Raw genomic sequence first — 17,628 nt, forward strand, 5'->3', positions numbered from 1 at the left:
ATGTTGTATCTGTGCATCAAATATCTGCATGTGATTGCCGCAGTTTTCCTGTTCGGATTCGGCATGGGCTCGTATCTTTACCTGATCGCCGCCAGCCGCACGGGCAACCCGCAAGTGATTGCGCATGTGGCGCGGATGGTCGTGCGCTTTGATGCATGGATCACCACGCCCGCAGGCTTCGTGCAGATCATCACTGGCTATCTGCTGATGCGCCTTTCAGGATTGCCCATGAGTACCGGTTGGCTGCTGACCTCGCTGGTCATCTTCGTTTGCGTGGGCGCACTGTGGCTGCCGGTGCTGTTGTTGCAAAAACGCCTGCATGCAATGGCTGTGGGCGCCGAGGCGAGCGGCCAGCCCTTGGAGAGTCGCTACGCCAGCGTGTATCGATGGTGGTTCTGGATGGGCGTTTGCGGGTTCGCCGGGATGTTTGCCATCGTGTTGATGATGGTGACGAAGATAACGCCGCTGCAACTGATCGGCTTAACCCTGGGCCTTTAGAAAACGCTTTTCATGATCTGCTGTTGGCAGCAGGCAAGTGTCGTATTTGCCGAACAGCCGGTAGCGATTCAGCGCAATGCGGTCGTACGCCCAGTCGCGCAGGCGACGCGGAAAAACGCGCAGCAGCTTCAGCGGCTGCCAGCGTCCAGGCAGTTGCCCGACCACTTCCAGAAACGCATCCGAACGCTCCCAGTACTGCCGGTCACGAATCACTGCCATCGTGTCGAACTCATCCAACGGCAAACCGGCCCACGCCAGCAACGCTTGGCCCTCGGGCGACTGCACTGCTGCCAGGCGCACACGGCGCTGGCGATCATGCCGAATCAGAAACCGTGCCCAGCCGTTGCACAGTTTGCACACGCCATCAAACAACACCACGGTTTCGCCGGGCTGCAGCAGCGGTGCGGGGGTGGGGCGGGTTTTCGTGGAGAGCATGGGCGGATGTCCTTGGCAGCAGTCGTCACGATGATAACCTCGATCAACAGGCGCAGGTTCGACAGTGAGAGGCTGCCGCGCCGCTGTAATCAATTCGAACCCGGACAAAACAAGCCGCCCGGCTCATCACGTTTGTGCACCGCTGTCCCGCTTCACCCCTAGACAAAACATCTTTCGGTAGTCCGACGGCGACGTCCCCAAGTGAGCCGCAAACTGCTGCCGTAACGACAAAGGTGTGCCAAACCCGGCTTCTTCTGCAATGCATTCAACCGGCAAATCGGTGGTTTCCAGTAACGCCTGCGCTCTGATCACGCGCTCAGCGTTGAGCCATTTGGACACCGTCGTGCCGGTGGTTTCCTTGAATCGACGGGTGAAGGTGCGTCGACTCATCCTGGCTTTTTCCGCCAACAGGTCCAGCGACAGGTTCTCCCCCAAGTTCATGCGGGCCCAGGCCAGAACTTCAGAAAAATGCGTTTCGCTCGACAGCTGTGGCACCGGGTGCTCGACATATTGCGCCTGGCCGCCTTGGCGGTGCGGTGGCGTGACCAGCATTTTCGCCGTGTGATTGGCTACATCCGCACCGAAGCGCTGGCGTATCAGGTGCAAACAGCAGTCGATGGCCGCCACGGTACCCGCCGAGGTCATCAGGTTGTCGTCGGTGACATACAGCACCTCGGGGCGAAACCGAACCTTGGGGAAACGTTGCGCGAACTCGTCGCGTGCCGCCCAGTGTGTTGTCGCCTCCTTGCCATCGAGCAAGCCAGCATCGCCCAGCACGAAGGCGCCGAGGCATAAACCGACGATCAACTTGCCTTCGGCATGGGCCAGTTGCAGGGCCTGCACGAGCGCTGCCGAAGGCGTCATCGATTGATCGCCCCATGCCGGAATGATGATGACGTCGGACACCGCCATCAATTCCAGCCCATGACCGATCGCCAGGCCAATGCCTTGGTCACTGCTGATCATGCCCGGGACTTCCGCGCAGTAGCTGATCTCGTAACGGGGCTCGGTGGACGCCGGATTGGCCGTCGCCAGGACAATGCCCGGCACCGACAGGTGGAAAAGGCTGACGCCGTCGAACGCCAGTACGGCAACACGGATGGAGGGCATAAGGAAGTCTCGGTTTCACTGTGTCGAGTTGGCCCGATTATATCGATAAATGTCATCCAGGCCACTGTTGGCTACGGCAGATTTCAGCAAAAATGGACGCATTCATTAACGAACAGGATGATTTTCATGACACTCAAAACGCTTCCAATTGCCCTGAGCATTGCTTGCGCCACGGTGACTGCACCAGCGTTCGCAGAGACCGAAACGCGGTCGAAGCCTGAAGCCGCACACAAGCTGAATCTGCAACAAGTACGTAACGCCACGGTGAAAATCACCTACGGCGACACGACTTTTCTGATCGATCCCATGCTCGCCAAAAAGGGCACGTATCCAGGGTTCGAAAACACCTACCGCAGCAACCTGCGTAACCCGCTGGTTGACCTGACCGAGTCCCCTGAGCAAGTGATTGCCGGCGTCGATGCCGTCATCGTTACGCACACGCACCTTGATCATTGGGATGACGCCGCGCAAAAAGTGCTGCCAAAAGACATCCCTCTGTTCGCCCAGCATGAAGAAGATGCGCAGTTGATTCGTTCGCAAGGCTTCAAGAATGTACATGTGCTGACCAATGAGGCCGAGTTCGGTGGCGTTAAAATCACCAAGACCGGCGGACAGCACGGCACCGACGAAATGTACGCCGTGCCGGCCCTGGCCAAACCGTTGGGGGAGGCCATGGGCGTGGTGTTCCAGGCCCCGGGTTATAAAACGCTTTACCTCGCCGGCGATACCGTCTGGCGCAAGGAAGTCGATCAGGCCATTGAGAAGTTTCACCCGCAAGTGATCGTTCTCAACGCTGGCAAAGCGAAAATGAGCGGTTACGAAGGCTCGATCATCATGGGCGAGGAAGACGTCCTGCGAGCGACGCAGGTAGCGAAAGACGCGAAAATCGTTGCCGTGCACATGGACGCGATCAACCACATGTCCCTGACCCGCGACGAATTGCGCAGCTATGTGCAAAAGCACGGCATTGAGAGCCGCGTGGACATCCCGGCGGACGGTACGTCGCAGCAGTTCTGATTGATTCACCTCTGCCCGGGCGTGTCGCCGACGCGCCCGGGCTTACGCGGACGATTGGCACATCACTCGCCCAGTTTCGCCCAGAACTCTTCGGCTGAAGGACTGATCGGCGCGGTCGGGCGCGTCAGGTGAATCTCCAGGGGAATGTCCCAGCTTTCATCAAGTGCCCTGACCAGACGACCGTCAGCCATTTCCTGTTCCGTCAGGCTTTTCGGTAGCCACGCCACACCCTTGCTTTCCAGTGCCATGGACATCAGCACCGCGGCCAGGTGGCTGCTGAACAGCGGCTTGAGGTGCAGATAATCGGCCTTGCCGTGAAGCCTGTGCGCAACGATTCGGCCCAGACCGGATTCGTGGGTATAAGCCAGATAGGGCAGGGTTTCAGGGGCGGTTCCACACTGCGCGGAAGGACTTGCCAGCGGCACGAGTACATCTTCGCCGACCTTTTTTCCAATGAACTGATCAGGTGCCAGCAACGGCGGAACGTCGGGGTGACGATGGCACAACAGAAACTGCACCTGGCCATGAATCAGCATCTGCTCGCACACGGCCATGCTGTCGGAATGCAGCTGTACCGCATCGATCGGCGCGCCATTCTCTGCACTTCGCAACCAGCGCGGAAAGAACGTGAACGACAGCGAGTGAGTGGCCGCAAATTGCAGCTGCTTGGCCGCCATGCCGGCGACTTCCTGCGCCTCAGAGCGCAGTCGATATAGACGCCGGGCCGCTTCCTGGGCGCTGGGCAAAATCTGTCTGCCGGCCTCAGTCAACGTCGCGCCCTGCGGGGTGCGCACAAACAGGTCGACGCCCATCCAATTCTCCAGCGAACGCACGCGGCGACTGAACGCCGGCTGCGTAACGTGCCGCGCTTCAGCGGCCCGGACAAAGCTGCCGTACTCGGCCAGCGCGGAAAAATCCTCAAGCCAAACCAGTTCCAAGGGCAATGCCTCCTGTGCATAGGGCGCGGCATTAATAGCATTGGGCGGGTGTCATCGCAAAGCATAACGTGGGGCCACCACAACAAGAGGAACCCGTCATGCGTATCGTCGATATCCGTGAAAAAACCGTCTCTATTGCGTCGCCCATCGCCAATGCCTACATCGATTTTTCGAAGATGACCTGCTCGGTCGTCGCGGTTGTCACGGACGTGATTCGCGACGGTAAACCGGTCATCGGTTACGGCTTCAACTCCAACGGTCGCTACGGGCAGGGCGCGTTGATGCGCGATCGCTTTCTGGCGCGGGTCACAGAAGCCGATCCGGAAACGCTGATCGATCACGAGAACAATAACCTCGATCCGTTCGCCATCTGGAAAGCCCTGATGACTAACGAAAAGCCGGGTGGCCACGGCGAACGCTCGGTGGCGGTCGGCACCCTCGATATGGCGGTGTGGGATGCGGTCGCGAAAATCGAAGGCAAACCGCTGTACCGCCTGCTCGCCGACCGTTACCGCAACGGCGTGGCCGATGACAAAGTCTGGGTCTACGCGGCGGGTGGTTATTACTACCCGGGCAAGGATCAGACCAAGCTCAAGGCGGAAATGCAGAGCTACCTGGATCGTGGCTACGACGTGGTCAAGATGAAGATTGGCGCGGTGCCGCTGGACGAAGACATCCGTCGCATCGAAGCGGTGCTGGAAGTGGTCGGTGACGGCCAACGCCTGGCGGTCGACGCCAACGGCCGCTTCGATCTGCAGACCGGTATCGCGTACGCCGAAGCGATCAAGAAGTACAACCTGTTCTGGTACGAAGAAGTCGGCGATCCGCTGGATTATGCGCTTCAGGCCGAACTGGCCAATCACTACGAACTGCCGATGGCCACCGGCGAAAACCTGTTCTCCCATCAGGACGCGCGCAACCTGTTGCGCCACGGCGGCATGCGCCCTGATCGCGACTATTTGCAGTTCGATTGCGCGCTGTCCTACGGCCTCGTCGAATACATGCGCACCCTGAAAGTGATGGAAGAAATGGGCTGGTCTTCGCGCCGCGTTGTGCCCCATGGCGGCCACCAGATGTCGCTGAACATCGCCGCCGGCCTGCACCTGGGCGGCAACGAATCGTACCCGGACGTGTTCCAGCCTTTCGGCGGCTTCGCCGACGGCATCCGTGTCGAAAACGGCTATGTCGGCCTGCCGGATATCCCGGGGGTCGGCTTCGAAGCCAAGTCCGCGCTGTACGCCGTCATGCGTGAACTGGGCGAGGGCTGATTCCGTTTCATCTGCGGCCTCGATGAGTGAGGCCGCCACTTCAGGTGTCATCCTCGACGCCAACGCCACACGCCCATCACAACAATAAAATGAGGTGCTCTCGTGGAAACTTCAAAATCGCGCTGGTACAGCCAGCTCTATGTGCAGGTGCTGATCGGTATCGTGATCGGTGCCGCCATCGGTTACTTCGTACCGGATATCGGTGCCAAGCTGCAGCCGTTTGCCGACGGTTTCATCAAGCTGATCAAAATGCTTCTGGCGCCGATTATTTTCGGCACGGTGGTAGTCGGTATCGCGAAGATGGGCAGCATCAAGGAGGTCGGTCGGATCGGTGTGAAAGCGCTGATTTACTTCGAGATTCTTTCCACCATCGCCCTGGTGGTCGGCCTGATTGTGGTGAACGTGGTCAAGCCCGGCGCCGGCATGAACATCAACGCCGGCACCCTCGATGGCAGTGCTGTCAACAAATACAGTCAGGCGGCGAGCGAGCAGGGCGGTCTCGTCGAGTTCTTCCTCAATATCATTCCGCATACCTTTCTCGGTGCGTTCTCCAATGGCGTCATGCTGCAGGTGATTCTGCTGTCTGTGTTGATGGGGGTTGCTCTGGTGCAAATGGGCGAAACCAGCAAGCCGCTGATCAACACCATCGACCTGTTCCTGCAAGGCCTGTTCAAGATCGTCGCGATGGTCATGCGTCTGGCGCCGCTGGGTGCCGGTGCCGGCATGGCGTTCACCATTGGCAAATATGGCATCGGCACCTTGCTGTCGCTGGGGCAGTTACTGGTGGCGCTGTACATCACGACGCTGATTTTCATTGTCGTGGTGCTGGGCGCGGTGGCGCGATGGTCGGGCATGCCGCTGATGCAGTTCTTGCGTTACTTCAAGGATGAAATCCTCATCACCCTGGGCACCTGTTCGACCGAAGCGGTGCTGCCGCGAATGATGATCAAACTGGAAAAGCTCGGCTGCAAGAAATCCGTGGTCGGCATGGTCTTGCCCACCGGCTACACGTTCAATGCGGACGGCACCTGCATCTATCTGACCATGGCCGCGATCTTTATCGCCCAGGCGACCAACACGCCTCTGACGTTCATGGATCAGATGATTCTGCTCGGCGTGTTCCTGTTGACGTCCAAAGGCTCGGCCGGTGTAGCGGGGGCGGGGTTTGTGACGCTGGCGGCAACACTGACCACCATCCATTCGATTCCCCTGGTCGGACTGGTGTTGTTGCTGGGCATCGACCGCTTCCTCAACGAGGCGCGAGCGGTGACCAACCTGATCGGCAACGGCATCGGCACCATCGCCATTGCCAAGTGGGACAACTCGTTTGACGTCGAGGCGTGCGAACGTGAGATTGCGGCGATGAAGCATGACAAGGCGGCGAGAAAAGCCCTGTTGGCGCAGAAGTAATCGGCGAATGCAGGGGGAACGAAAAATGATTGAGCGATCCCACCATGACTTGCGCAAGGCGTTCGCCGAGTTGCTTCACGGCTCCGTCTGCAAGTTTGCCGCTTCGGTGTTCGATCCCATTTCGGCGCGAATGGCCGCCGACCTGGGGTTTGAGGTTGCCATACAGGGCGGCTCCGTTGCGTCGCTGCAAGTGCTCGGCGCGCCGGACATTGCTTTGCTCACTCTGGATGAGTATGTCGAACAGGTTGGCCGGGTAGGGCGGGTCAGCCAGATTCCGGTGATTGCCGATGCCGATCACGGCTATGGCAATGCACTGAATGTGATGCGTACCGTGACAGAGTTGCAGAAAGCCGGAGTCGCCGCACTGACGCTGGAGGATACCCACCTGCCGGCGCCTTACGGCGCGCCGGCGCAGGGTCTGATCGCGACGCAAGAGGCCGCCAGCAAGATTTACGCTGCGCGCTTCGCCCGTTCGGATCAGGCGCTCAGCATCATTGCCCGCACGAACGCAGCCGTGACCAGCATTGAAGACTCCGTCGCGCGCACCCGCGCTTATGAACAGGCAGGCGCCGATGCGATCGGCCTTGTCGGCGTAGAGGACTTCGAGCACCTGCACGCGCTGACGGCGCATCTGTCGGTGCCCATCATGCTGATCAACTACGCCAACCCTGCACTGCGCGATATCGAGCGGCTCAGCGCCGCCAATGTGCGGATCGTGGTAAACGGCCATGCGCCTTATCTGTCGGCGATCGAAGCGACATATGCGACGCTGCGCGAGCAAAGTGGTGTGCAGGGGCGCGAACTTTCCCTGCCCGAGCTGCTCGAGAGATATACGCGCTCGGACGATTACCGCGAGTGGGCAATGAACTGGTTGAAGTCAGCACAGGCTTCGAATTGATGCAGGAGACTATTGAAATGAACATCGGCATTATCGGCGCTGGCAACATCGGCGCGACGCTGGCGCGCAAGCTGGCTGCGTGCGGCCATCACATCAAACTGGCGAATTCGAAAGACCCGCACAGTATTCAGGATCTTGCTGACGCCATCGGCGCACACGCGGTGAGCAAAGAGCAGGCGGTGATCGGGGTGGACGTCATCATTCTCTCGATCCCCTTCGCAAAATACCCGGATCTCAAGCAGACACTGAGTCAGGTGCCTGCATCGGTCGTTGTCATCGACACCTCCAATTACTATCCGCAGCGTGACGGGGCGATCAAGGATGTCGATGACGGCAAGCCCGAGAGCGTCTGGGTCAGCGAGCAGATCGGCCGCCCGGTCATCAAGGCCTGGAACGCCGTGCTCGCCGCCACGCTGGCTGAAAAGGGCCAACCTGACGGCGCTGCGGTGCGTATTGCCTTACCGGTCGCCGGGGATGATCCCGGTGCTCTGGCCCTCGTGCAGAGTCTTGTGGCGGATACGGGCTTTACCGCGTTGGTTGCGGGGACTCTCCACGACTCGTGGCGTCAGCAACCCGGCACCCCGGCGTACTGCACCGAGCTGACGTTGCCGACCCTGAAGCTGGCGCTCGATGCGGCGGACAAGGCTCGATCGCCGCTGAACCGCGATGCGTTGATGACTCGTTTCATGGCGCCCGGCAGCGAGTTCACCCATGAGCAGATTGTCGCCACCAATCGGCAAATGACGGCGTGATCGCAAGGGCTGGCGGGGACGGCGACTGGGCACTTAAGCAGAAGTCGCCAGAGGCCAGCCGAGGCGCGCGGCACGACGCAGGCTGGCCCTGACAACCAAGCGGTGAAACGGGGCAATAACGAAAATGTAGGCCCGGCCCAGACGGTTGTGGCACTGGACCACCGTTGAAAAAACCAGTCGGCGACTGCCGTCAGGCTCTGCCTCTGCAGAACACAGGATGGATATCCGGAAATCGAGGTGCTTGTCGTCCTCTCCCAATACGATCTCAGTCTGGTTGGTGCTGTATACCTTGAAGATAGCCACCCGATCAGCCAGCGCTGCCAATTGCCTGGCTGTCTTGAGACCGAAACAGCGCACGAGGGTGTCTCGCACTTGCATGAGCCATCCGACCCAGGATGGCTGGTTGGAAAGAATGAATCGGGCCAGTAAATCCGCATCGTCGCAGGTGCCCGCAGGGAGCCGAATCGCGAAAGCGTCCGCCAGATTCATTGACGTGTAAAAGTGGGCGATGCTGGACCCCGAGGGGACTGGCACAGCCATAACGGGCTCAAATTCCTGGGGCATCGGGTATCTCTCCTGAGTTTCTACCGGCTAATGAAAAGGCATGCGATGTGGCGGTCGTGCGCATATGAATGCCCACGCATCGATGAGGTCCATAGCCTCGCTGAGCGGGGAGGGATCAGCTGGAGGCTGCCGAAACACCAATTTCTGCCTGGCGGATACTGAGCCCGATCAGTGCATCATAGAGCTCTTGCTGCCCGGCTGGCAGAACAGGAAGCAATGTTGCGCGGCGCTTGTCGACACCGAACCAGGATTGCACCAGCCATCCCACCAGATAGAGTGCCGCAAGACAGCCGCCGGCGGTCGCAACGTTCCCCTGAGAGACAAGCGGCTGATCCAGACACTCAAGTCCCAGCGCTTGCAAACCCGATCGTGCCTGCGGGTGAGTCGTCGCTTGTCCGCTGAGCAGCCCAAGCCGCTCGAGAATGAAAGCTCCGGCGCAGACGGCGCCGATGCGCTGGCGGCTGGGGTCAAGCGCAAAGGCGGGGAGGAAATCTGCGGCGACCAGGGCCGCGGGTATGCCTTCCTTGCCGCTGACGAACAACACCGCATCGGCACTGTTGGCCTCGCAAAGCGGACCGTGCACTGAAACCTGCAGGCCGTGCGCCGATCGCACGGTCGCGCTGGCCGCTAATATCCGCACGTGCCAGTCTTGCGTGTTGCGGCCTAAGATGTCCCACATCAGGAACAGGTCGATATCGGTGAATTGGTCGAAAGCAACCAGAACGATGTTCTTCAAGGCGAACTCCATGAAACGTGCTGGCGTGCACAACGCAACGGCCATTTCTGTAGGTGTTCGCAGCGTATCAATCGGTTGTCCGCCATACACAGCCTGTATGGCGCTAAACATGGAGCGCACTGACTGATGGAAAAACTGACGCGCAGTCATTGGATCGCGGCGGGTTTCGAGGCCCTCGACCACGCAGGGCACATGGGCGTTTCTGCCGAAAGTCTGGCGCGCCGATTGAGTGTCACCCGCGGGTCGTTCTATCACCATTTCCGCAATCGCGAAGACTTTGTCCGCAGTTTGCTGACCGCCTGGGAAGAAGACTACACGCAGCGCATGCTCACTTATGCGGCCCACGGCCGTAGCGCGGGCGAGACCCTGAAACGCTACTTGAGTATCGCCGCCGAGAAACAACCCGGGCGGGAAATTTCCATCCGCGCCTGGTCGCTGCACGATCCGTTGGTCAGCGAGTTTCAGCAGCGCGTCGACGCAAGGCGATTGGACTTCGCCATTCAGACGTGCCGTTGCTTCGTCCATCTGCCAGGTGAAGCAGAATTGGTCGGGCAGATGGCTCATCTGTGCCTGATTGGGGGTCAACAGACAGGGCTGCGGCGTGATGCTGCGCGCTTCAACGGTTTTTTGAGTCGAGCCTTTTCACTGTTCGAAGCGGCGCGTTCAGGGTGGCGGATTTGAATCATGTCCCACGTTCCATAGATTGCCACGACTCCATGCGATAACGGCTCACTGATCAAAATGCCTCTACGCTTTGCATTGCGTGCCTGCGCTAACACCTATGGTTGATTGCCGCGCATCGGTTTTACTGCAAGGATTCTCAGTCGATTTTCTTCTTTGTGTTTCTCTCGACTACGTTTAGCAATGTCGGCGAGTGGCAGGCACTTGTCGGGGCCTGATGATCAAACGTTTACCAATGGCTGCGAACGCTATGAACGAAGGCATGCAGATTCTATGGGACGACGCCGAGCGGGTACTCTGCCGTGGCAGACGTGCGGCGGGGAATGGTTCTGTTGCGGTTCTCGTGGCGTCAACCGCGGCAGAACAGCCTGGTCGCTCAAGCCTGGACCGTCTGGCTCATGAGTATTCATTGAAAGATGAACTCGATAGTCAATGGGCGATCCGTCCTGTGGAATTGCTGCACGACAATGGCCGGGTGCATCTGGTGTTCGAAGATCCCGGCGGCGTGTTGCTCGCCGAATTGCTCAGCGCCCCGATGGATGTCGAGACGTTTCTGCGCGCCTCGATCAGCATTGCCGAGGCGCTGGCCAGGATGCACGGCTGCGGCCTGATCCACAAAGACATCAAACCTGCGCATATTCTCGTCGATTGCGTCGATGGCCACGCGCGTCTGACCGGCTTCGGCCTGGCCTCGCGCTTGCCACGCGAACGGCAGGTCGCGCAATCGCCTGAAACCCTGGCCGGGACTCTGGCGTACATGGCGCCGGAGCAGACGGGGCGGATGAATCGCTCGGTCGATTCGCGCAGTGACCTCTATGCCTTTGGGGTCACGCTCTACCAAATGCTCACCGGATCCCTGCCGTTCAGCGCCGCTGATCCCATGGAATGGGTGCATTGCCATATCGCCCGGACACCCCTGTCGCCGAGCGCGCGGGTCGCCACCGTGCCGCAAGTGCTTTCGCAGATCGTGATGAAGTTGCTGGCCAAGACCGCGGAAGAACGTTACCAGTCCGCGATGGGGGTCGAACAGGATCTGCGCCGCTGCTTGACGCACTGGCAACGGCAACAGCACATCGAAGCATTTCCCCTGGATGAACGAGGCACATTCGGCCGTTTGTTGATTCCCGAGAAACTCTACGGACGCGAGTCAGAGGTCGAGAGTCTCGTCAATGCGTTCGCACGCATGGCCGGCAATGGACGGCCCGAACTGGCGTTGGTCTGCGGATATTCAGGGATCGGCAAATCCTCTGTGGTCAACGAATTGCATCGCGCGCTGGTGCCGGCAAGGGGGCTGTTTGCCAGCGGCAAGTTCGATCAGTACAAACGCGACGTGCCTTACGCAACATTGGTACAAGCCTTCCAGAGCCTGGTGCGCACCTTGCTGAGCAAGAGCGATGCGCAAATGGTGGGTTGGCGCGATGCTTTGCGGGCGGCGCTCGGTGCCGATGCGCGGCTGATGTCGGACCTGATTCCGGAGTTGAAATTGATCATTGGTGAGCCCCCGGCGCTGGCCGATCTGGAGCCCGCCCTGGCGCAACGACGGTTTCTGAAAGTGTTCAGCAGATTTATCGGTGTGTTTGCCCGAGCGGAACATCCGCTGGCACTGTTTCTCGACGATCTGCAGTGGCTGGATGCCGCAACGCTCAATCTGCTCGAGGAAATGTTGATTCGTTCGAAGATGAATCATCTTTTGCTGATCGGTGCCTATCGCAGCAATGAAGTCGACGCCTCGCACCCCTTGATATCCAGGCTGCAGTCGATCAAATCCGCGGGCGGCACAGTGCATGAAATTTGTCTGGCACCGCTGGCCATTGCACACGTCGAGACGTTGCTCGTCGATGCGATGCAAGCGGACCGGGCGTATGTCTCGGCACTTGCACAGCTGATTCTGGACAGAACCGCCGGCAATCCGTTTTTCGTCATCCGCTTTCTCAAGACCCTCGTTGATGAAAGTCTGCTCACGTTCGACCAGGAGAGCAGACGCTGGCGCTGGGATGCCGATCTTATTCACGCTCAAGGCTACACCGACAACATTGTCGACCTGATGGTGGGCAAGTTGGTGCAACTGCCACTGCGCACGCAGCAAGCGTTGCAGCAATTGGCATGTCTGGGCGACGCTGCGGACGTCGACACCTTGTCGTGCGTGCTTGCGATGCCTGCGCCGCAGGTTCACCTGGTACTTTGGCCCGCTATCCGTGACGAATTGATCACGCGCCAGGATCACTCCTACGGTTTTGCCCACGACCGTATCCAGGAGGCGGCTTATCTGTTGATCGCGCCGGACGCGCGAGCGCAAAAGCATTTGCGGATCGGCCGTTTACTCCTTGATCAGGCGCCAAAGGATGAATGCATCGACACGATTTTCGAGATTGTCGGGCAGCTCAATCGCGGTGCGCCGCTGATGGCTCGCCAGTCGGAGCGCGAGCAACTGGCGCAATTGAACCTGCTGGCGGGCCAGCGCGCCAGAGCCTCGACGGCGTATGCCTCGGCGCTCAGGTACTTTACCCAGGGTGCTGATCTGCTCGACGAAACCTGTTGGGGCCGGCATCGGGGGCTGATCTTCGCCCTTGAGTTTGGTCGGGCCTGGTGCGAATTCCTGACCCGGCAACTGCTGGCCGCCGAAGCCCGTCTGCAGCGTCTGTGCGAACGCGTCGTGACAGTGGAGGAACGAACACAGGTGGCATGCCTGCAAGTCGATCTCTACCTGATTATGGATCAGAGCCAGAACGCGGTGACGGTGTGTCTGGCGTTTCTGCGCCATCTGGGCATCGAATGGTCGCCCCATCCCTCGGACGAGGAGGTGCGCGACGAATTCCTGCGAATAAGCCGACAACTGGGTAGCCGCAGCATCGAATCTTTGATCGACCTGCCACCCATGCAGGACGCCATTGCCCTGGCGGCGCTGGAAGCCTTGACCAAACTGATCGTGGCGGCGTTGCATATGGACGGCAACCTGCCGGGGTTGGCGATGTGCAGGGCGATCAACCTGAGCATCGAGTTCGGTAATAGTGATGCGTCGTGTGTGGCCTATGCCAACGTGTCACGAATTGCCGGTCGACGTTTTGCCGACTATCCGGCCGGGCAGGCATTTGCCGAGCTGGGTTGTCGACTGGTGGAGCGGCGCGGACTCGAGCGCTATCAGGCGCGCACTCAACTGGCTTTCCTGTTGTTTGCCCAGCGCTGGATGCAGCCGGTGCGTACCTGTGTTGAGCCGCTACGTCAGGTGTTCGAGGTTGCCACCCGGACCGGTGATCTACCGGTAGGCGCCTTTGCCGGCAACAGTCTGGTATCCAATATGCTGGCCACTGGCGAGCCCTTGGCCGATGTGCAGGCAGAGGCCGAAAAGGCCTTGGTTTACGCCCGCAAAATCGGCTTCGCCGTAGGTGTCGACTTCATCGAAACGCAGTTGGCGTTTATTCAGATGCTGCGTGGCCAGACGCGACTTTTCGGCAGCCTGGAACCTGGACGATCGACGGCGCCCAGCAAACGGCATCGCCGCACCGCGACGTCGCTGGTCTCGGCCTGCTGGCGCTCGATTCGCACGTTGCAGGCGCGTTATCTTGCTGGCGACTACGAAGCCGCGGCGCGGGCAGGGCAAGCCGCGCAGCAACTGTTGCATGCCTCGCACCTGTTTATGGAAGAGGCTGAATACGCGTTCTACAGCGCCCTGACCCTGGCCGCTCAGTGCAACAGCGCGCCTGCCGGCGAGCCGAGAGCCGAACTTGAACGGGTGGCGGCTCATTATCGGCAACTGCGAACATGGGCCGATCTGTGCGAGCAGAACTACGCCAGCCACGCCACACTCCTGGAGGGAGAAATGGCTCGCCTCGAAGGGCGCGCGCTGGAGGCCGAACAGCATTATGAACAGGCCATCCATCTGGCGCAGGCCAGCGGTTTTGTGCACATCGAAGCGTTGGCCAACGAACTGGCGTCACGCTTTTATACGGAGCGTGGCCTGACCAGGATCGCCCGGATGTACCTGCAAGACGCTCGTTATGCCTATCAGCGCTGGGGCGCCGACGGCAAGGTTGAGCAGTTGGAGGCCAGCCATGCGTTTCTGCGTGCGGAAAAAACGTTGCCCGGTCCTACCAGTACGATTGCCACACCCGTCGAACGTCTTGATCTGGCCACGGTGCTGAAGGTATCGCAAGCGGCGTCCAGTGAAATCGTGCTGGAGAAATTGATCGAAATGGTCATGCGCACCGCGCTCGAACAGGCCGGCGCGGAGCGCGGTTTACTGATTCTGCTGGAGGCAGGCGAGCAACGTATCACGGCCGAGGCAATGGTCCATGATGACACTACACAAGTGTCCCTGCGCAAGGGGCCGGTCAGCGCCGCCATGGTGCCTCAGTCAATCCTCTTTCATGTGCTGCGGACCCGGGAAAACCTGTTCCTCGATGATGCTTTGAGCGAACCGCCGTTCGCCGACGACCCTTACGTTCGCGAACATCGCGCACGGTCGGTGCTGTGCCTGCCGTTGCTGCATCAGGCGCAGTTGATGGGGGCGCTGTACCTGGAAAACAACCTGAGCACGCGGGTGTTCAGCACCTCGCGAATCGCCGCGCTCAAGCTGGTCGCTTCCCAGGCTGCGATTTCGTTGGTCAACGCGCGTCTGTACCGCGATGTCCAGCTGCGTGAGGCCAAGATCCGTCGGCTCGTCGACGCCGATATCATCGGTATTCTGTTCTGGTCGGCTCAGGGTGAGGTGGTGGAAGCCAATGATGCGTTTCTGCGCATGGTTGGCTACGAGCGCGAGGATTTGCTGTGCGGTCGGGTGCGCTGGCGGGATATGACCCCGCCGGAATTTTTGCCTGTCAGTGAGCGCGCGCTCGCGCAAGCGTTTGCCACGGGCCGCGCGGCGCCGTTCGAAAAGCAATATTTGCGTAAGGATGGCAGTCGCTTGCCGGTGCTTGTCGGCCTTGCTTTGCTTGAAAGCGATCAACTAAAAGGCGTGGCGTTCGTCCTCGACCTGACCGAGCGCAAGCAGGCTGAAGCACAACACCACGACAGCGAGCAGCGTTATCGCGAGATTCAGGCAGAACTGGCGCATGCCTGTCGCGTAGCCACAATGGGTCAGCTCGCCGCGTCGATCGCCCATGAAGTCAGCCAGCCGCTGGCCTCGACGTTGGCCAGTGCACAGGCGGCCGTGCGCTGGTTGACGGCGCAGCCGGCGAATGTCGAGGAGGTACGCCTGTGTCTGGAGCGCATCGTCAAAGATGCCAATCGAGGCAGCGAAGTGCTGGCGCGCATCCGCGGACTCATTCGCAAGGCGCCACAGCCCAGGGAGTCGGTGAACCTCAATGAAGTGATTGGTGAAGTCATCGAAATCATTCGCGGTCAGGCCGAAAAGGCCGCGGTCGCGATCCGCGTCGACATGTTAGCCGAACTGCCGGCGGTCAATGGCGACCGGGTCGAACTGCAGCAAGTCGTGCTCAACCTCATAATGAACGCACTGGAAGCCATGAGCGCTACGGTGGGCGGCCCTCGCGAGTTACTCATCTGCACGCAACGCGACGAGGCGGGGCAGGTGTGGGTGAGTGTCAGCGACTCCGGACCGGGTTTCGGCTCACAGTCCAGCGAGCACCTGTTTACGCCGTTCTACACCACCAAACCCAGTGGGCTGGGCATGGGCCTGGCGATTTGCCGTTCGACCATCGAGGTGCATGGCGGCCAGCTCTGGGCTTGCGCTAACCGGCCTTGCGGCGCCGTGGTGCAGTTCGTGCTGCCCGCTGAAGAGCCACTCTGACAGGCAAAAAAAACGCCCGCCAAAAACATCAATGGCGGGCGTCTGGGAAGTGCCGGCACAACAAGGAGAGCGCTGTACCGGTCAGGGACGAAACTTTCGGATCAGGCAGCGGAGCCGGTTGCCAGGCGCAGCCGATTACAGCTCAACAAGCGCATGACGTAGCCGATTTTGATTGCCGTCGGCCCGAGGATCGTCAGTGCATGCGCGCCCACCAATTGCGCAAGGCGCAGATGCGCGTCGAGCCAATAGGCGAAGACAATCCCGACGATCAGCATGACCAGCCCGCCGATCAACAACACATGCGACAGCTTCAACACCCGCTGCGCATTGTCGAAAAAGCCGTACACGTCGATCATTGCCAACGGCTCATGCCACGGGAATCGATGGGTCGGCGGCAGCCAGCGCGGCAGCGCGATCAGCGGCGGGCGGGTAGATCCACACCGTATTGATCTGGGTCTTGAGCTCCTTCGCTTCTGGCCCGATCAGTTTCAACTGGCGATCCCAACCCTCGGTGTACACAGCGCCCCATGCCCCCAAGTCAAGGCAGGTCACGTACTTGGGTTGGCTGTAGGTCATCGGTTCGACACCCAGCAAGTCGGCCGCGACGTTGTTGCCGGCATAACGGCCCAGGCTGATCGCGTGCTGACAGGACATCGCCGCGTAATTGCCGAGGGTGTCGGTCGCGGCGTAGGCGGTATCGCCCGCTGCGAAGACATGGTCATGTCCCCGCACTCTCAGGTTGCCGTCAACATGCAGCCGGCCTTGCAGGTCGCGCGTTCCGGCCACTTGTTCAGTGAGCGGGCTGGCACGGAAACCGACGGTCCAGATCACTGTGCTGGCCTCGATGCGCTGACCATCGGCGAGGGTCACGCCACCGGCATCGACCGACGCGACCGATGCGTTGACGATCCATTCCACGCCCAGTGCTTTCGACGCTTCGACAATAGCAGGGCGGATGCCATCGCCCAGGGATGCAGCGATCTGCGGTGCGCGATCCACCACGATCACCCGAATATCGGCGTCGGCGCCCAATGCAGCGCGCAAGCGGGCCGGCATTTCAGTCGCGGTTTCGATCCCGGTAAACCCGCCGCCGGCGACCACGACGGTGTTGCGCGCTGCACTCGGTGGCACATTCTTCAACGACTTGATATGGGCTTCCAGTCGCGCGGCTTCTTCAATCTGATCGACATCGAAAGCGTGTTCGATCACGCCTTCCAGCGCTGGCCGGATAACGCGGCTGCCGGCAGCCAGCACCAGACGGTCGTAATTCAGCGTACCCTGCGAACCGAAGGTGTCGCTGTAGGTGACGCGCTTGTTCTCGGTGTCGATGCTGTCCGCAACGCCTTTGACGAATTTCACCCCGACTGCCTCGAACAGATCACCCAGCGGCGCCGTCATGGTGTGCACATCCGGCTCGTAGAAACGCGGACGGATGCGCAGTTCTGCCTGGGGGGCGAGGACGCTGATCTGCACGTCGTTACGGTCATGCTGGTCCAACAGACGGGCGGCGCCCAGGGCGCTCCAGACGCCACCAAACCCTGCGCCAATAACCAGAATGTGCTGTTTCATCGGATG

General features: G+C 60.2%; 15 protein-coding genes. 8 read left to right on the forward strand and 7 right to left on the reverse strand.

Annotation, left to right across the window (positions count from 1 at the left end):
- On the forward strand, window positions 1–498 hold the full coding sequence (locus HU739_RS02560) for a DUF2269 family protein (RefSeq protein ID WP_186546556.1): 498 nt from the start codon (window positions 1–3) through the stop codon (window positions 496–498).
- Here the strand turns inward: HU739_RS02560 and HU739_RS02565 are convergent.
- Together HU739_RS02565 and HU739_RS02570 are read right to left on the reverse strand one after the other, a co-directional pair.
- Window positions 481–933: a thiol-disulfide oxidoreductase DCC family protein gene (locus HU739_RS02565; RefSeq protein WP_186546554.1), complete on the reverse strand. Its 453-nt coding sequence runs from the start codon at window positions 931–933 to the stop codon at window positions 481–483. The two genes, HU739_RS02560 and HU739_RS02565, sit on opposite strands and share 18 nt — an antisense overlap.
- 126 nt (window positions 934–1,059) lie before the next feature.
- A complete protein-coding gene (locus HU739_RS02570; protein WP_186546552.1) occupies window positions 1,060–2,043 on the reverse strand; it encodes a GlxA family transcriptional regulator in 984 nt (327 codons plus the stop codon).
- A 126-nt stretch (window positions 2,044–2,169) separates the two neighbouring features.
- Here HU739_RS02570 and HU739_RS02575 point away from each other — a divergent pair, with 126 nt between their 5' ends.
- Window positions 2,170–3,060: an MBL fold metallo-hydrolase gene (locus HU739_RS02575; protein ID WP_186546551.1), complete on the forward strand. Its 891-nt coding sequence runs from the start codon at window positions 2,170–2,172 to the stop codon at window positions 3,058–3,060.
- Between the two features lie 62 nt (window positions 3,061–3,122).
- On the opposite strand, the gene HU739_RS02580 is transcribed toward HU739_RS02575, so the two are convergent.
- A complete protein-coding gene (locus HU739_RS02580) occupies window positions 3,123–3,998 on the reverse strand; it encodes a LysR family transcriptional regulator (protein ID WP_186546549.1) in 876 nt (291 codons plus the stop codon).
- Between the two features lie 98 nt (window positions 3,999–4,096).
- Between HU739_RS02580 and HU739_RS02585 the strand changes: the two genes are divergently transcribed.
- From HU739_RS02585 to HU739_RS02600, 4 genes are all read left to right on the forward strand, one after another.
- Window positions 4,097–5,266, forward strand: coding sequence for a mandelate racemase/muconate lactonizing enzyme family protein (locus HU739_RS02585; RefSeq protein ID WP_186546547.1), 1,170 nt, complete (start codon window positions 4,097–4,099; stop codon window positions 5,264–5,266).
- A gap of 102 nt (window positions 5,267–5,368) precedes the next feature.
- Window positions 5,369–6,676, forward strand: a complete 1,308-nt coding sequence (dctA, locus tag HU739_RS02590) for a C4-dicarboxylate transporter DctA (protein ID WP_186546545.1) — start codon at window positions 5,369–5,371, stop codon at window positions 6,674–6,676.
- Between the two features lie 25 nt (window positions 6,677–6,701).
- Window positions 6,702–7,574 carry an isocitrate lyase/PEP mutase family protein gene (locus HU739_RS02595; protein WP_186546544.1) on the forward strand — a complete coding sequence of 291 codons (873 nt, stop codon included), beginning with the start codon at window positions 6,702–6,704 and terminating at the stop codon, window positions 7,572–7,574.
- A gap of 17 nt (window positions 7,575–7,591) precedes the next feature.
- A complete protein-coding gene (locus tag HU739_RS02600) occupies window positions 7,592–8,326 on the forward strand; it encodes an NADPH-dependent F420 reductase (protein WP_264082134.1) in 735 nt (244 codons plus the stop codon).
- A gap of 33 nt (window positions 8,327–8,359) precedes the next feature.
- Here the strand turns inward: HU739_RS02600 and HU739_RS02605 are convergent, their stop codons facing one another.
- Entirely contained in the window at window positions 8,360–8,890 is a 531-nt protein-coding gene (locus HU739_RS02605) for a DUF2867 domain-containing protein (protein ID WP_186546541.1), read from the reverse strand.
- Window positions 8,891–9,005: 115 nt separating this feature from the next.
- On the reverse strand, window positions 9,006–9,626 hold the full coding sequence (locus HU739_RS02610; protein ID WP_225922795.1) for a DJ-1/PfpI family protein: 621 nt from the start codon (window positions 9,624–9,626) through the stop codon (window positions 9,006–9,008).
- A 126-nt stretch (window positions 9,627–9,752) separates the two neighbouring features.
- On the opposite strand from HU739_RS02610, the gene HU739_RS02615 reads away from it, so the two are divergent.
- Both HU739_RS02615 and HU739_RS02620 read left to right on the forward strand, forming a co-directional pair.
- Window positions 9,753–10,307, forward strand: coding sequence for a TetR/AcrR family transcriptional regulator (locus tag HU739_RS02615; RefSeq protein ID WP_186546537.1), 555 nt, complete (start codon window positions 9,753–9,755; stop codon window positions 10,305–10,307).
- 262 nt (window positions 10,308–10,569) lie between these two features.
- Entirely contained in the window at window positions 10,570–16,053 is a 5,484-nt protein-coding gene (locus tag HU739_RS02620) for a trifunctional serine/threonine-protein kinase/ATP-binding protein/sensor histidine kinase (RefSeq protein ID WP_186546701.1), read from the forward strand.
- A 101-nt stretch (window positions 16,054–16,154) separates the two neighbouring features.
- Here the strand turns inward: HU739_RS02620 and HU739_RS02625 are convergent, their stop codons facing one another.
- Together HU739_RS02625 and HU739_RS02630 are read right to left on the reverse strand one after the other, a co-directional pair.
- Complete coding sequence (locus HU739_RS02625) at window positions 16,155–16,400, reverse strand: transmembrane sensor/regulator PpyR (protein ID WP_186546700.1); 246 nt, start codon at window positions 16,398–16,400, stop codon at window positions 16,155–16,157.
- Window positions 16,401–16,419: 19 nt separating this feature from the next.
- The gene (locus HU739_RS02630; protein ID WP_186546535.1) at window positions 16,420–17,622 is read right to left on the reverse strand and encodes an NAD(P)/FAD-dependent oxidoreductase; all 1,203 of its coding nucleotides are present in this window, start codon (window positions 17,620–17,622) and stop codon (window positions 16,420–16,422) included.
- Window positions 17,623–17,628: the final 6 nt, after the last annotated feature.

The organism is Pseudomonas hamedanensis, from assembly GCF_014268595.2.
GTDB classification, from domain to species: domain Bacteria; phylum Pseudomonadota; class Gammaproteobacteria; order Pseudomonadales; family Pseudomonadaceae; genus Aquipseudomonas; species Aquipseudomonas hamedanensis.

What these genes read in the sequence shown, in the direction of transcription:
- HU739_RS02560 (WP_186546556.1), top strand. Translation starts at nt 1, where the DNA reads ATGTTGTATCTGTGCATCAAATATCTGCATGTGATTGCCGCAGTTTTC.
- HU739_RS02565 (WP_186546554.1), bottom strand. Translation starts at nt 933, where the DNA reads ATGCTCTCCACGAAAACCCGCCCCACCCCCGCACCGCTGCTGCAGCCC.
- HU739_RS02570 (WP_186546552.1), bottom strand. Translation starts at nt 2,043, where the DNA reads ATGCCCTCCATCCGTGTTGCCGTACTGGCGTTCGACGGCGTCAGCCTT.
- HU739_RS02575 (WP_186546551.1), top strand. Translation starts at nt 2,170, where the DNA reads ATGACACTCAAAACGCTTCCAATTGCCCTGAGCATTGCTTGCGCCACG.
- HU739_RS02585 (WP_186546547.1), top strand. Translation starts at nt 4,097, where the DNA reads ATGCGTATCGTCGATATCCGTGAAAAAACCGTCTCTATTGCGTCGCCC.
- HU739_RS02595 (WP_186546544.1), top strand. Translation starts at nt 6,702, where the DNA reads ATGATTGAGCGATCCCACCATGACTTGCGCAAGGCGTTCGCCGAGTTG.
- HU739_RS02600 (WP_264082134.1), top strand. Translation starts at nt 7,592, where the DNA reads ATGAACATCGGCATTATCGGCGCTGGCAACATCGGCGCGACGCTGGCG.
- HU739_RS02605 (WP_186546541.1), bottom strand. Translation starts at nt 8,890, where the DNA reads ATGCCCCAGGAATTTGAGCCCGTTATGGCTGTGCCAGTCCCCTCGGGG.
- HU739_RS02615 (WP_186546537.1), top strand. Translation starts at nt 9,753, where the DNA reads ATGGAAAAACTGACGCGCAGTCATTGGATCGCGGCGGGTTTCGAGGCC.
- HU739_RS02620 (WP_186546701.1), top strand. Translation starts at nt 10,570, where the DNA reads ATGCAGATTCTATGGGACGACGCCGAGCGGGTACTCTGCCGTGGCAGA.
- HU739_RS02630 (WP_186546535.1), bottom strand. Translation starts at nt 17,622, where the DNA reads ATGAAACAGCACATTCTGGTTATTGGCGCAGGGTTTGGTGGCGTCTGG.